Genomic DNA, 16,007 nt, shown 5'->3' with positions numbered 1-16,007 from the left:
ATGGTACGTTCAATCCAATTTTTCCTATTGATATTTGTATCTGTATTATTTGCAGGAAGTGCAATGGCGGCCGATTGGACGCAAACTTTTAAAGAGGGGGTTAACTCCTACTCTAGCTCAGGGCAAATACGATTTCACAGTGGATCTAAATTGTTTGACGCCCCGAATAACGGCAGACTGCCTTCTTATTCAGTTACCGATTCCACTAGGTCAGCTTGTGTTCCCGCTAATGGGAATTCAAAAAAATGTAAGGCGGGTAATTTTACTGCAAGATTACCGAGTGACAGGTTCCCTTTTGCGCAATGTGCTTCAACTAGCAATAAAAATTTAGGGCCATCGGATGCCGTTAATTATGTGATAGAGGTACCCGAGGGAGAGTACTCGAATATTAACTCTCACTTTTACTATCACACGGTTAAATTTACGAATAGTGATACCGGTATCTATCGGATTAAGCAGTTAAATATTCAAGATGGCATATTAGAGTTAGCGCCCGGCCAATACTGGATTGAAAACTTACAAATAGCTGAGGGGGTGACGGTTAGATTTCCTACTAGTGGAACCGTTAGCTTCTTTGTCAAAAATCACTTTGTTCAGTACAACAGCATGCTGCCATATCGTTCAGAGTTCTTCATGCTGTATGGTTATTCAGACATAGATTTGGCTGAAGACTCTTATCTTCGTGGTCATATTGTTTCCGAAGGTCGACTTATTTTTAGTGAAGAAGCTAGAGTCGAGGGAGCTGTCACTTCTGATTATATTGCGATTGATGACGACGGCTGGGTACAGTTTGATGATCGTGCCTACTTGATCGACTTAGTTCCTAACTGTGACTTGGATCTGCCTAACCCTCCAGTCATTCCCCAATGCCCTGCCGAGCAAAATAACATCCAAGGCTTAACTTATCGTACTTACGATGCTGAAAGTTGGGATGATGACGGTGATAGTCCTGAAGATCACGATGATTTTGAAGATCTAATTGATGAAGTAAAGAAAACTCGCTATCAGATCGGCGAGTCGATTGAGACAAATTTAAATCAGAAAGGTAATGGCATTAATCCCCATTCAAATGCAGCAGCCGACCAAGACCAGTATTTAGGTATATTCGAAGGTTACATTGACGCGCCTGAAACGGGTGAGTATACCTTTGCTATCGATGGCGATGATGCGATTGAGTTATTGATAGATGGTGAAGTCATTACCGGATTTTATGGCGCCCATGGCACATGTAATTGCACACGGTATCAGGGCAAGGTATCGCTTGAACAAGGGGCGCATACTATTGAACTGAGATTTCATGAGGCCTTTGGGTCAGAAGCCTTTAGATTGTATTGGCAAACACCCTCTTCAAATCGCTTTGAGATTGTTCCTGCTGATAACCTATTAACCTGTCCGGCGCCACAGTTTGAGTTTGGCCGCGTGGAGCTCGATGCTAATGGTAAGGCCACTATTAGCTTTGACAATACCTACGCAGCTCCACCAGTCATTATGGTTATGCCGACGATTGATGGTGCAGATGCCAATGGTGACCACTCCTCTACAGTAAGAGTCGATAGCCTTAGTTCGAGTAATGCTTCAATTAAGCAGCTGAACTCAGGAAGTTCGCAAGTTCTGGACAAAAAGATGGATAAAGTGGATTACTTTGTCATGGAGCCAGGTTATCGCTTCCTTGAGAGAGGCAAAGCCTTGCAGGCTGGATCGATATCGACCGAGTTGTACCAAGGTAAAAACTTGCCAAGCTCAGGTCGAGGCTATGAGAGTATCGAATTTGAGCATGATTTTGGTATTCAGCCTGCCATGATTGGTCAGACATTGACTCATAATAACAACCGCTTTATCACAACAGTGATTAATAATGTCGATGCTGATGGTTCACAATTTGATATTGCAATTGAAGGTTCTGAAATGAGCTCTGTGATCACACACCCAGAACTTTTAGGCTTTGTTGCGGGTGTTGGCCAGGGCGTCATGACGGTCAATGGTGAGAACCTAAAATACGAGTTTGCTAATGGCTTAAATTATGGCAACGGAAGTTCAGTTCGAACACTGAGCCAGCAGTGTGCTTTTAATAACAACTATCAGCAAACCTATTCTGCGCAGCCTTTAACCATCGCCAATAAAAATCAACGTCGTGGTGGCGATGGCGGCTGGGTAAGACGTTGCACTAAAGATAGCTTTAACAATCAGGTCAGCTTTGCAATCGATGAATATCAACATACAGACGGTGAGCGCCGTCACCTCGCTGAAAGTATCGGTTACTTTGCCTTTGAGTATGCACCAGAGCCGCCTGCGGTTAACCATTACCAGATTAATTTTAATTCCGGGGCGCTCAGCTGCGCCGCTAAATCAATCACTATTCAGGCCTGTGCTAATACTGATTGTACATCTTTACTAAGCGATCCCGCCTCGGTGACGTTAACCAAGAACAACACAAATTATACTCGTACAACCTTTACTGGTAACACAACAACAGAGCTATGGCATCCTGAGGGAGGCTTGGTCACACTCGGATTAAGCTCGACCTTGCCGACGGCTAACTACAGCTGTTATATCGATGGCGCTTTTGTCGTCAACAGTCAATGCCAATTGAATTTTGAAGATAGCGGCATCTACTTTAATATAGATGACTCTACCGCCTGTAAAAACTCCAATAACTTTGAGCTGTTTGCGGTTAAAAAAGATCAAACCACTCAGCAGTGTGTACCGTTATTTGCCAACAAAACAAAGCCGATTTCAATGGCGTTTAATTACATTACACCCGATGCTGCAGGGATAAATGAAGCGGCCAAGCTGACCATTAACAGCCTCAATGCCCCAACAGCAAGTAAAGAGATCGCAGGCGGGGCAAGCCAAGAGCTGCAAGTGCATTTTGATGCCAACGGTAAGGCGCTGCTTAATGTGAATTACCCTGAAGCGGGTAAGGTCGAGCTTGCTGCAACACTCACAGAAACAATTAGCTCTCCTGATGGTAGCACTAGCGAGACCTTGGTGCTTGAGCATAGTGAGCAGTTTGTCTCTAAACCCGACGGCTTCCACTTCTTCAATGATTCAGGCCGTAATGGATGCAGCGGGGCAAGTTGTGACCTGTTTGCTAAGGCCGGTGATGACTTTAAGATGAACGTGAAGGCGGTATGTGGCGTCGATGATGGGACGTCTTATAAAGATCGTCCAGCACTTAAGAATTTCCAATTTTCAGACTTAAAAATTAAGCCTGTGCTACAAGCGCCATTAATCACTAACGGCGATGAAAAAGATGGTGGCCTCGGAGGCTTAGGACTAACACAGCTTAACTTTAGCAAGACCAATAGCGCACCATTGAAAGTGACCAATCAGAGCTATTCTGAGGTTGGCGCGATAAGCATAATGCTGGATGGTGAAGTCAATTACCTAGGCGCAACGATTGCCGAGGCAAATTCAAGCAGTGAAACCTTTGGTCGCTTCTCTCCTTACTATTTAACCGTGACAGGCAATACCCCTAGCCTTGAAGCTCAGTGTGGTAGCTTCACCTATATGGGGCAGCCGTTTGGCTTCTTAACGGGTAAAGAGCCTACCTTGTCGATTACCGGTAAGAGTAAGAGTGGGGCGAACACCAATAATTATCAAATTGGCGACTGGTGGCGCTATCATGGTAATCAATGGAACAATCGAAGTTACAGCGATACCTCTGGTGCAACGTCCGTCAATGGCGATGCACTACAGATTTTGGATGGTTCGCCAATATCGGAGAAAGTTGAATACTATCCGATAGACCAAAACAACACAGTTCAAAGGGCTTACTTAACAGGAACACTGCTACATTACGCCCGTACGGCTTCATTGGCGGTACCGTTTAATGCGCAGTTTGATCTAGATCTTTCTAAGACCGATGTCACCGATATAGACGCCATCTGTTACCAAGACTCGGCCTCTGGCGCCTGTATCGGCTTTAACTTTGATGATATTGCTAAAGGCGATGGTTTTGTTATGCGTTACGGTCGACTTGCGATGCAAAACGCCTATGGCCCATCATCTGAAGAGCTACGCCTTGAGGTCAGCACTCAATATGTGAATGCCGCAGGCAAGTGGGTCACCAATACTAGCGATAGCTGCTCGGTTTTTGATACAACTAGCGCGACGGAATCGGCAGATGTGGGCTTGAATTTAAAGCCTGATGTGGGGCTTGAAGCGGTGCAAGGTTTTACCCAAACTGGCGGGTCAGGAAAAGCGGGAGCTATAGGTTTAGGTAACAGCTTTATCTATTTTCCTGCACCTCATAGCGATGGTGAAGTGGGCTTGCAACAACATGTCGACAAATGGCTACAGTGGTATTGGAATTATGATGGTAATACAGGCCTGCAAGATCCGCGAGCGACAGCCTATTTTGGCACCTATCGCGGCCATGATCGTATTATTTACTGGCGAGAAGTTAATTAAATGTCAGTAATTGAGGGCGAGACAAGTTATTGACTCGCTCTTTCGCGGTTATATCGCAAAAAATACAGTTTCATTAGCAATTGTTAACCTCTGCGGTCTTGTGGATTTTAAGAAGCATGATAAAGTTACCTGATTTCTTTTTTCTACGACTCCACTGAGACAGGCTGGTTACATGTTCAAGAAGCTACGCGGCATTTTTTCTAATGATCTTTCGATCGATTTGGGTACAGCAAATACACTAATTTATGTCCGTGAAGAAGGCATAGTGCTAAACGAACCGTCAGTAGTTGCGATTCGTGGAGAGCGAAGCGGTTCGGGTCAGAAGTCGGTTGCGGCCGTCGGTACTGAAGCTAAGCAGATGCTAGGTCGTACTCCTGGAAACATTCAAGCAATTCGTCCAATGAAAGACGGTGTTATCGCCGATTTTTATGTCACAGAAAAAATGCTACAGCATTTTATCAAGCAAGTTCATAACAACAGTGTGTTCCGTCCAAGCCCTCGCGTTCTAGTGTGTGTGCCAGTTGGCGCAACGCAAGTTGAACGCCGTGCGATTCGTGAATCAGCAATGGGCGCGGGTGCACGTGAAGTGTATTTGATTGAAGAGCCTATGGCGGCTGCAATCGGTGCTGGTCTACCCGTTTCTGAAGCAACCGGTTCTATGGTTGTCGATATCGGTGGTGGTACTACAGAAGTGGCTATTATCTCGCTAAATGGCGTGGTCTACTCATCATCTGTTCGCATCGGTGGTGACAAGTTTGATGATGCCATCATCAACTATGTACGTCGTAACTACGGTAGCCTAATTGGTGAAGCAACGGCTGAACGCATCAAGCACACAATCGGTACAGCCTACCCAGGCGATGAAGTACTAGAGATTGAAGTTCGCGGTCGTAACCTTGCAGAAGGTGTACCACGTAGCTTTACCTTGAACAGTAATGAAATTCTAGAAGCCCTACAAGAGCCGCTATCGGGCATTGTGAGTGCGGTCATGGTTGCCCTAGAGCAGTCTCCACCAGAATTGGCATCTGATATTTCAGAGCGCGGTATGGTATTGACCGGTGGTGGTGCACTTATTCGTGACCTAGACAGATTGCTAATGCAAGAGACGGGCATTCCAGTGATGATCGCTGATGATCCATTAACTTGTGTTGCACGCGGTGGCGGTAGAGCTTTAGAGATGATCGATATGCATGGCGGCGACCTGTTCTCTGAAGAAAACTAACCACGGTTAAAAAGGGCGGTATTTAACCGCCCTAGTTTGTTATGAAGCCAATTTTTGCTCGCGGTATTTCCAACCAATTTAGATTAACACTGGCCGTTATCATGTCAGTGATTCTGCTTGTCGCTAATGACAGGCTTGAACCTGTGCGTAATTCACTCTCTTCGCTATTAAGCCCACTACAATATGTGGCAAATATTCCCGGTGCACTGCTTGACCTCTCTGCTGAAAGTTTAGCGACGCGCAACATGCTAGCTAAGCAAAATAAAGAGTTATTGCGCCACCAACTGCTGATGAGTGAACGTTTGCAGCGCTTTGAGCACTTGCGCCAAGAAAACGATCGCTTACGTGGCTTACTTGGCTCTCCTGTACACATGGATGCTAAGAAGGTAGTTGCCGAGGTGATGGAAGTCGCCAGCGACCCTTTTCGCCAATATGTGGTGCTAAACCATGGCTCGCGTAGTGGGGTATTCGTCGGTCAACCTGTGGTCGATGCTCAAGGGGTTGTCGGCCAAGTCGTGCAGGTGAGTGAGCTTACCAGCCGCGTGTTGCTGCTTTCAGATACCACCCATGGAATCCCCGTACGAATTACTCGAAACGATGTGCGCTTAATGGCGTTTGGAACTGGCGTGCTCGATGAGTTAGAGCTAAGACATGTGGCCAAGAGTACCGATGTGCGTGTCGGCGATCTCTTGGTGTCATCAGGCTTAGGTAAACGTTTTCCTGAGGGCTATCCCGTTGCTCGAGTCATGAGTGTCGAAAAAGACGATGGTAAGAGCTACGCTACCGTGATCGCTCAGCCGTTAGCCGCATTAGATAGAATCCGTTATCTGTTATTACTTTGGCCTGATATTGAGTCTGACGGTAAAGATCTTACCCCTCCAGAGGGTGTTGAAGAGGCTGTGAAGGCGAGTCAGGAGGTAGCGCTATGAGCCTACATGTAGCAAATGGCCGCTGGGTTGTTTGGTTAAGCCTATTAGTGGCGATGCTGTTTCAAATTATGCCGTTGCCAGACTTGGTGGAAGCGTGGCGCCCAGAGTGGCTATTGCTAGTCATCATCTATTGGGCGATGGCACTGCCTCACAGATACAATATTCTAACGGCATGGATATTGGGTGTGATGTTGGATATCTTACTCGGGGCAACCTTAGGTATTCGTGCTTTTGCAATGTCGGTGGTTGTGTATGTGGTGGTGCTGCATTTCCAGCGTTTGCGTAACTTCCCAATGTGGCAGCAGGCACTATTGATGGCTATGCTGGTCGCGCTCTATAACCTAGTGGTATTTTGGGTGCAATTTGTTACTGGTAGCGCTGTGTTCGATATTAGTCTGTTCTATCCAGCATTTTCGAGCCTAGTGATGTGGCCATGGATCTTCTGGGTTCTACGTCGAGTAAGGCGTCTGTACAAGGTTCGATAGTCACTGTTTATTTGTTTTTCTTGGCTTATGGAATTAGCGTCATTTCCGTTCTTGTTAGCCTAGTTAGAATCATAGAAGGGTACTGTGTATGAAGTTAGTACTTGCTTCGGGCTCGCCTCGTCGTAAAGAGTTATTGGGCCAGTTAGCTTTTTTAAACACTAACAGTGCTGCCCCATTTGAATTTGAGATTTTAGCGGCCGATATCGATGAAAGTCATCAAGCAGGTGAGTCTGCTGAAGCGTTTGTATTACGACTTGCCGAAGAGAAAGCGCTAGCTGGGTTAGCCCTATATGGCGTGGAAAGTGGCGCGAATAAGCAAGCCGTGGTTCTTGGTTCTGACACCATCGTTGTGCAGGGTGAGACCATTTTAGGCAAACCAAAGGATGAAGCCGATGCGGCGCTAATATTGGCGAGTCTTTCAGGGTTACAGCATCAAGTGATGACGGCCGTAGCGTTAACCGATGGCATTAAGACAGTGAGTCGCTTGGTTAAAACCAAGGTGCAGTTTTGTCAGTTATCTGAGGCTGATATTTTAGCTTATATCGCAACGGGTGAGCCGATGGATAAAGCGGGTGCCTATGGGATCCAAGGATTGGGTGGAAGTTTTGTTGAAGCTATCGAGGGAAGTTATTCTGCGGTAGTCGGGTTACCTTTGGTAGAAACCCGTGCGTTATTGTGTGAGATGCAAGTTTTATAGTCATAAAGAACAGTAATAAATAGGCCTTAATTGCCAAGCTATAAAACATCATTCTTTGCAGACTTTAGCTCGCTAACCGGTATTTAATCCCCGCTTAGCGAGATCACAATCTACGCCAAATCCTTTTTAAATTAGCTATTTCCCTAAGTGGGGTGAGTTGTGAGTAGAAGTCGATTCGCGCAGAACAGAGTGCAGAAAAAAATAGGCTCTGAACTCTTAATTAATGTAACACCTACAGAAGCTCGAGTAGCATTAGTTGAGCATGGGGTGTTGCAGGAAGTCCATATTGAGCGCCGCATGAAGCGGGGCTTGGTTGGTAATATTTATAAAGGCAAGGTTAGCCGTGTACTACCCGGTATGCAGGCCGCTTTTGTTGATATCGGCCTCGATAAGGCGGCATTTTTGCACGCTTCAGATATTGTGCCACATACCGAATGTGTAGCCGATGTTGAAAAAGGCAACTTTGTCGTGCGTGATATCGCCGAGCTTGTTAGGCAAGGGCAAGACATCATGGTGCAAGTGGTTAAAGACCCATTAGGCACTAAAGGCGCGCGTTTAACTACAGATATCACTCTGCCATCTCGTTACTTGGTTTTCATGCCTGGCTCTAGTCACGTTGGCGTATCGCAGCGTATTGAGTCGGAAGAAGTACGGGCCCGCTTGAAAAAAATTACTCAGCCATTTGTCGATGATGATGGCGGTTTTATTATTCGCACCGCAGCAGAAAGTGCCGGTGAAGATGAGCTAGTGCAAGATGCCGGATTCTTAAGGCGCGTCTGGGCTAAAGTCAGTGAACGTCGTAAGCGTCGTGGCGTGTCTTTGTTATATCAAGATCTCGCCTTGCCTGTGCGTATCGTGCGTGACTTTGTGGGTACAGAGCTGGACCAAATTCAGGTCGACTCCGCCCAAACCTATGAAGAGCTACAGCAGTTTGCGCAAGAGTTCATGCCGGAGATCGCCGATAAGCTAGATCACTACAATGGACCGATCCCGATTTTCGATCTATATGATGTCGAGAATGAAGTGCAGCGCGCACTTGGGCGTAAAGTTGAGCTTAAATCTGGCGGCTACCTGATCATTGATCAAACTGAAGCCATGACCACAGTCGATATCAATACTGGCGCATTTGTTGGTCATCGTAATCTTGCTGAAACGATTTTTAATACCAACCTCGAAGCGACTCATGCGATCGCAAGGCAATTACGTCTGCGTAATTTAGGCGGAATTATCATTATCGACTTTATCGATATGATGAACAATGAGCATAAGAAGCGGGTGCTAGCCAGTCTAGAAAGCGCTCTATCTAAAGACAGAGTGAAAACCAATATCAGTGGTTTCTCTGGTTTAGGCTTAGTGGAGATGACTCGTAAACGTACTCGTGAGAGTTTAGAGCACGTGCTGTGTGGTGAATGCCCTGCATGTCTCGGTACGGGGAATTTAAAGACGGTAGAAACGGTTTCTTATGAGATCTTTAGAGAGATCATTCGCTTGAATCGTGGTTACGATGCCGATGAGTTCTTGGTGTACTGTTCACCCAATGTGTATCAAAGCCTGAAAGGTGATGAGAGTCATCTACTAGGAGAGTTGGAAGTCTATATCGGTAAACGAGTTAGGCTGCAAAACGAACCTATGTACGCGCAGAACAAATTTGATGTGGTGATAATGTAGTGCCGCTTGAGACCTGTGCGCCTAAAAAGCGCTCTTTTAATTTGACGCGTTTTTGTTGGCAATTTCTGGCCATCATTTTAGTGTTATTTGCATTGATGGTAAGCCTCTTCAGAGGCTTATTGCCACAGCTAGATCAGGTTCGTATGGAGCTGATCGCTTTTGTCGAAGCCGAATATCAAGTCGAGGTCGAAGTCGGCCAGCTTGCGGCTGAGTGGCAGGCCTATGGGCCTGCATTAACCGTTAAAAACTTTGTCTTACCCGCACAGGATAACCTCCCCGTTACTCTGCTATTCAATCAAGTTCATATAAAGTTCGATTTTTGGCAGTCTTTAATGACCGCATCGCCACAGATTGAAGATGTGATTTTTGACGGGGCTAACATCGCCTTAGATCTGGATCGCTTAAAGGCGCTCGAGCCTCGCGAGTCGACCACAAAAATGCAGACGGATTGGATCTATAAGTTGTTATTAGAGCAGCTGGATCGCTTTTCAATTACCGATGCGAGATTTCAGTTACTTAGCAAAGAGCATGACTATCGCCCCATCTTTATTAAGGATATGAAGTGGCGTAATACTAGTGGTCGACATAGAGCTGAAGGCAAGGTGGTGCTCGATGAAGATGCCTCTGAGGTTGAGCAGTTAGCATTAAGTGTCGATATTAAAGGTAATGGTGATCGGCCTGAATCACTCGTAGGTCAGTTCTATTTAGCCGCTCGCTCACTCGATATTGGTGAATGGGCAGCGAGACAGCCTAATCCATATGACACCACACAGAGTCTGCCACTGGAAGGCGTTGTCAATCTCCAGGCTTGGGCTGGATTTTCAAATAGAAGTATTGATGGTGTCACGGTCGAGTTTCAGCCTAGCTGGTTAGAGTGGTTTCTCAATGATGAGTCGCAAAAATTTACCATTAACTCTGGCACTGCAGTATGGCAGCCGAAACCGCAAGGTTGGTCATTAACCAGTTACGGGCTGGATTTTTCAACCAATGAGTCATCATGGCCAGCATTATCGTTGCTCGCTGAAAAGACCGAACAAGGTGTTGATGCTAGCTTAAATCAGTTAGCACTGAATATGTTGTTGCCTCTGCTGCCGCTAATCCCAGGGGTAGAGCTCGATAGCCTAAATACTTGGCAGGCATTAAAGCCTGCCGGTAACGTCAAAAATATTCGCGCGCATTGGGATGATCTGCTTAAGCTGCCCCAAGTTTCGCTTGAACTGGATAAAATTACTTGGCTTGCTTATGGGGGTATTCCAGGTGTCGCCCCTATTGACGCTAAAGTGAAGATGATTGATGACTCGCTAAGTTTTGCACTGCCAAAGCAAAATTATCGCCTCGACTTTAATGGTGGTTTTGAAGCGCCAGTCAATTTTAATGGTGATGCCTTTAGTGGTGATTTTAACGTTTCAGATTTAGCCTTATCTTTACCCAAGGTGCACTTTAGTAATACCGACTTAGATATTGATGCGGGTCTGCGTTTAGAGTTTGCCGATGCAGTGCATATGGCGCTACTGGCCAATATTGATATCAATGATGTTGCCAACATTCACCGCTATTTTCCGCTTAAAGGCATGAGTAGTGCGCTGGTTAGTTATCTTACCGAGGCGCTCAAGGCGGGTAAAACCGACGATGCGGTTGTGGTGTGGCACGGTGCATTTAGTGATTACCCCTATGCCCAGCACGATGGTATTTTTCAGGCAGGCTTTACCTTAACTGATGCGACTTATGAGTTTCAGGAAACTTGGCCTGCGGTTGATAAACTGAATCTATCGGCGTTATTTGAAAATGACTCCATGGATCTTTGGGTTAACCGTGGTCAGCTACTCGATGTTAAGGCCGACGGCGCCTATATCGGTATTCCAGCCTTAGGTGAAAGGAGTTTGCTGAGTGTTAAGGCCGATCTCGCCACCACAGCGGAAGCCGCCAATGAGGTGATCCAAAAGTCGCCGCTGGTAGACTCAGTTGGTGCCACGCTCGATGTGGTACAAATTGCTGGTGATATCACTGGCCAGATAGATTTATCTATCCCGCTTTATGACGGTGAGTCAGAGGTGATTAAAGGCACGGTAAACTTTAATGACACCCCTGTGTACATTACACAGCCGGGTATCCAGCTAGAGAAAGTCACAGGACAGGTGCAGTTTGTTAATGATGTGGTTACAGGGACAAACCTCAGTGCCCTCATGTATAAACAGCCGCTACAACTTAGTTTTAATACCGAAAGCATGAATCAGAATTATGGTGTTGATGTCGAACTTGCAGGGCAATGGCAGTTAGCCAACTTGCCACAAGAGTTACATAATCCGCTGAGTGATTATTATGCGGGGCAAGTCGATTGGACCGGCGATTTGATGCTGATTTTCGATCCTTTGGGTTACCGAGTTCAGGCGCGAGTCGAAACCGATCTTGTCGACGCTGCGCTGAATTTACCTGCACCATTTTTCAAGCCAAAGGGCCAAGCTAAGCATCTGGTTGCCGAGTTAATTGGTGATAATAAGCAAGCATCACTTGGCATTAAGCTGGATAAGCAGATGGAATTTTGGGGTGGTTTTGGGGCTGACTCGGGTAATGCGCTAGAGCATTACGACCTGTTACTTGGGCGGTTATTCAAACCCGGCGATAAATTACGTAAGAACCAAGGTCACTTGCAGATAGATATAGATAAGACTGAGTTGTCACCTTGGTTGCCGATAGTGCAAGCCTTTGTCAGTCAAGGTGATGTGACAACAGCTCAGGCAGATGAGCCTGTAACAACGAAAGCAACTTTCTTCCCTGCTTTAGTATCAATCGATGCCGATTTTAATGAGCTAAATCTAATGGGGCAGCCACTAGAGGATATCCACTTTAGCGCTGCGCCAACAGAGCATGCTTGGCGTTTCGATGTTAAGTCGCAGCAGTTCGACGGTCGTCTCGACTTTTACCCTGACTGGGTCGATCAAGGGCTAAAAATCGTTGCCAGTAAGTTCTATATGGCACCAGAATCTCGTACAGAAGAAAATACTCACTATAAGTCCGATACGATTATGGCTAACTTGCCGCCATTGGCGATCGATGTCGATGACTTCTCATTATATGGCAAGTCTTTAGGTCACTTAGTGCTGCAAGGTACACCTAAAGGGACGTCATATGAGATCCAAACTGTGTCGCTCACCACGCCCAATGTACAGTTAAAAGGCCGTGGTGACTGGGATATGAGCCAAGGTAAAAACCTCACCTCATTCCAACTCACTTTAGATGCCACAAAGTTCGACTATCTGTCAGAGCAACTGGGGATCGACCCCGGACTTAAGAACGCACCGACAGCCGTTACCGCTGATATTTCTTGGACTGGCGCCCCTTATGCGTTCTCACTCGAGACGCTTAATGGCGACGTGAGTTTTGAGTTAGGTAAAGGCCACCTGTCAGAGGTGAGTGACAAAGGCGCGCGGATCTTCTCGCTGTTTAGTTTAGACTCGCTACTGCGCAAGTTGTCATTGGACTTTTCCGATGTCTTCGGTAAAGGCCTTTACTTTGACTCTTTTAATGGAACGTTAAAGCTCGATAATGGCGTGGTGAAAACCACTGATACCGAGATGAAAGCTGTCGCTGGCGATATGCGTGTACGCGGCTATACCGACTTAATGACCGAAAGTCTTAACTATGATATTCGTTTTGTACCGCAGCTGGCCTCTAGCGTGCCGACCGTCGTACTGCTCAGCACTGGCGGTTGGACCTTCGGCTTAGGTGCATTTGCGCTGACCAAGGTACTCGAGCCTGTGATTGAGGTGATCTCTGAGATCCGTTTTAGGCTCACAGGCACCATGTCTGAACCTAAGCTCGAAGAGCTAGAGCGTAAGAGTAAAGAGATTGAGATCCCTGAGTCGGTGCTACCGAAGAAGGTCACCGGACCAGAGACTCTGCAAGTGCCAATGGGGCCACAAGTCATGGGACAAACAGCCCCAGATATGAGTGTTCAAGCCGAGCCTAACGAGGCTAATATTGAACCAGACAAAGGTGCGCAAACATCTGGAGTGGAGCTTAAAGCCGTCACCCCGCCGAATACTGATTTTGTCGATAGTAGCAAGGAGCCCGCAAAGCTGACCCTGATAGAGGGCAAGCCGAGTGAGCAAGCGCCTAGTGAGGCCCAAGTTGAGTCATCACCAAAGCCACTGCTAGATGGGAATAAAGAGGGAGAGTTAGATGCAAGTCAGCCTACTGCAATGTCAAAGCAGCCGCAGCGTATCGGACAACCTAGCGTTTATCGAATCGCAGCTTAGCCAGTTACCCCGTAAAGTAGATGAGCCACAGTTGGTGGTGCTGCCGGAGTGTTGCCTGCTCTTTGGTGGTCAGGAAAGCCAGCAGCTGCAATATGCGGTGGATGCCAAAGATAGCAAACTCAAGCACGATTTAGCTAAGTTAGCGGCGCTATATCGCGTTGTGATGGTCGCTGGCAGCATTCCTATTTTGGCCGAGGATGGCCGCGTTTATAATCGCTGTTATGTTTTCGATGCCGATGGCAGTATCTTAGGTCAATACGATAAATTGCACCTGTTTGATGTTGAGGTGTCTGATGGTACTAAGCAGTATCGGGAAAGCGATGCGTTTTGCCCCGGTAAGCAGATAGTTGTGGTCGATACCCCTATGGGGAAGTTGGGGCTGGCGATTTGCTACGATATCCGCTTCCCAGATCTTTTCAGGGCGCTGCGCGAGGCGGGCGCTGAAATGATCGCTGTACCTGCTGCATTTACCAAAGTGACGGGTGAAGCCCATTGGCAGGTGCTGTTACAGGCTCGCGCTATCGAAACCCAATGTTTTGTCTTAGGGGCTGCACAGTGGGGGCAACATAATCAAGGTAGCCGAGAGACCTGGGGACAAAGTATGATAGTCGGTCCTTGGGGAAACATTCTTGCCCAAAAAGCGCAAGGTACGGGTTGGATTCAAGCCGAGATTGAGCTGCAAAGCTTGCAAGAACTTCGCGCTAAAATGCCGGTGATGACTCATAATCGATTTGTGTCGCCAAAGCTTAAATAACTCAATAAATTTAGGGGAAGCCGAAACTTGCAGTGAGTGAGACTCGGTTTGCCGAAGTATTTTATCGAATTAATATAAAGAGAGAAGAGATGTCATTTATAACCCAAGTTGGACAAAGCTTATTACAAGATGGGCTAGCAATCGATGATCTACAAAGCTATTTAAAGCGTATTCATGAACATCAAATTGATTTCTCAGATCTTTATTTTCAAGGCAGTCGTCACGAATCTTGGGTATTGGAAGATGGCATCGTTAAAGATGGTAGCTTTCATATTGAGCGTGGTGTTGGCGTTCGTGCCATTAGTGGCGAGAAAACCGGCTTTGCCTATGCCGATGAAATTACACCTGCGGCATTAGAAGCGGCGGCAACCGCTGCTCGTGGTATTGCTACAGCTGGTGGCAATGCGCAAGTTAATGCTTGGCAGCAACAACAGAGTAAGGCGCTGTATATCAGTTCTGATCCGATTGCTGCAATGGAAGAGGTGAAAAAGATTGAGCTGCTTAAGCAGGCCGACGTTTATATCCGCAGCTTAGATAGCCGAATTATTCAAGTTGTAGTGAGCTTGTCTGGTGTTCACGAAGAGATTTTAGTCGCGGCAAGCGATGGCACACTTGCTGCCGATATCCGTCCTTTAGTGCGCTTTAACTGTAGCGTTATTTTAGAAGAAGACGGTAAGCGCGAGCGCGGCGCCTCTGGCGGCGGCGGGCGTCATGATTACAGCGTGCTATTAGAAGATGATAGCGATGGCCTACCTTACTGCTTCGGTTTTGCTCGTGAAGCGGTGCGTCAAGCTCAAGTGAACCTACACGCAATTGATGCGCCTGCGGGCGAGATGCCTGTGGTACTCGGTGCTGGCTGGCCGGGCGTGTTACTACACGAAGCCGTGGGTCATGGCCTTGAAGGTGACTTTAACCGTAAGGGTAGCAGTGCCTTTAGCGGCAAAGTGGGGCAGAAAGTCGCGTCAGAATTAGTGACGGTAGTCGATGATGGCACTATGGATAATCGCCGCGGCTCACTGAGTATCGATGACGAAGGTGTACCGACTCAGAAGACAGTATTGATTGAGAACGGGATCTTAAAAGGCTATATGCAAGATAAGCTCAATGCGCGCCTGATGGGTGAGCAATCAACGGGTAATGGCCGTCGTGAATCTTATGCACATCTGCCGATGCCACGTATGACAAACACCTATATGGAAGCGGGGGAGTCAGATCCAGCCGAGATCATCAAGTCGGTTAAGAAGGGTGTCTATGCGCCTAACTTTGGTGGCGGCCAGGTGGATATTACCTCGGGTAAGTTTGTGTTCTCGGCATCAGAAGCCTATTTGATTGAAAACGGTGAGATCACTCAAGCGATCAAGGGCGCGACTCTGATTGGTAATGGTCCTGAATCGATGAGCCAGATCTCTATGGTCGGTAACGATTTAGCGCTGGATAAGGGCGTAGGCGTCTGCGGTAAAGATGGTCAAAGCGTACCTGTCGGAGTCGGCCAGCCGACATTGAAACTGGATAAGTTGACTGTTGGTGGTACAGCGTAAAGTTAAAACTTTAACCTCCGCTAGGATTTAGTGAGTAAAATATCG

Annotated in this window: 9 protein-coding genes; all 9 read left to right on the top strand. The window is 46.9% G+C overall.

From position 1 onward, the window contains the following. The 9 genes from SHAL_RS19825 to tldD all read left to right on the top strand — a co-directional run bounded on the left by SHAL_RS19825 (position 1) and on the right by tldD (position 15,962). Positions 1-4,413, top strand: coding sequence for a DUF6701 domain-containing protein (locus SHAL_RS19825; protein WP_223296300.1), 4,413 nt, complete (start codon positions 1-3; stop codon positions 4,411-4,413). A gap of 172 nt (positions 4,414-4,585) precedes the next feature. Continuing rightward, positions 4,586-5,635 carry a rod shape-determining protein gene (locus SHAL_RS19820; protein WP_012278897.1) on the top strand — a complete coding sequence of 350 codons (1,050 nt, stop codon included), beginning with the start codon at positions 4,586-4,588 and terminating at the stop codon, positions 5,633-5,635. 41 nt (positions 5,636-5,676) lie between these two features. Next, positions 5,677-6,564 carry a rod shape-determining protein MreC gene (mreC, locus tag SHAL_RS19815; RefSeq protein WP_012278896.1) on the top strand — a complete coding sequence of 296 codons (888 nt, stop codon included), beginning with the start codon at positions 5,677-5,679 and terminating at the stop codon, positions 6,562-6,564. Further along, on the top strand, positions 6,561-7,049 hold the full coding sequence (mreD, locus tag SHAL_RS19810; RefSeq protein ID WP_012278895.1) for a rod shape-determining protein MreD: 489 nt from the start codon (positions 6,561-6,563) through the stop codon (positions 7,047-7,049). Before mreC ends, mreD begins: the two co-directional genes overlap by 4 nt. An 88-nt stretch (positions 7,050-7,137) precedes the next feature. Continuing rightward, positions 7,138-7,746: a Maf family protein gene (locus SHAL_RS19805; protein ID WP_012278894.1), complete on the top strand. Its 609-nt coding sequence runs from the start codon at positions 7,138-7,140 to the stop codon at positions 7,744-7,746. Between the two features lie 201 nt (positions 7,747-7,947). Then, on the top strand, positions 7,948-9,414 hold the full coding sequence (rng, locus tag SHAL_RS19800; protein WP_041416615.1) for a ribonuclease G: 1,467 nt from the start codon (positions 7,948-7,950) through the stop codon (positions 9,412-9,414). After that, entirely contained in the window at positions 9,414-13,670 is a 4,257-nt protein-coding gene (locus tag SHAL_RS19795; RefSeq protein ID WP_012278892.1) for a YhdP family protein, read from the top strand. The genes rng and SHAL_RS19795 overlap by 1 nt, the downstream gene beginning before the upstream one ends. Then, positions 13,594-14,424, top strand: coding sequence for a carbon-nitrogen hydrolase family protein (locus SHAL_RS19790; protein ID WP_012278891.1), 831 nt, complete (start codon positions 13,594-13,596; stop codon positions 14,422-14,424). The genes SHAL_RS19795 and SHAL_RS19790 overlap by 77 nt, the downstream gene beginning before the upstream one ends. A gap of 89 nt (positions 14,425-14,513) precedes the next feature. Then, the gene (gene tldD, locus SHAL_RS19785; RefSeq protein ID WP_012278890.1) at positions 14,514-15,962 is read left to right on the top strand and encodes a metalloprotease TldD; all 1,449 of its coding nucleotides are present in this window, start codon (positions 14,514-14,516) and stop codon (positions 15,960-15,962) included. The last annotated feature ends 45 nt before the right edge of the window (positions 15,963-16,007 follow it).

Source organism: Shewanella halifaxensis HAW-EB4 (genome assembly GCF_000019185.1).
Taxonomy (GTDB): domain Bacteria; phylum Pseudomonadota; class Gammaproteobacteria; order Enterobacterales; family Shewanellaceae; genus Shewanella; species Shewanella halifaxensis.
The sequence above is the reverse complement of the archived record's forward strand: the minus strand, read 5'-3'. Positions and strand labels throughout refer to the sequence as shown.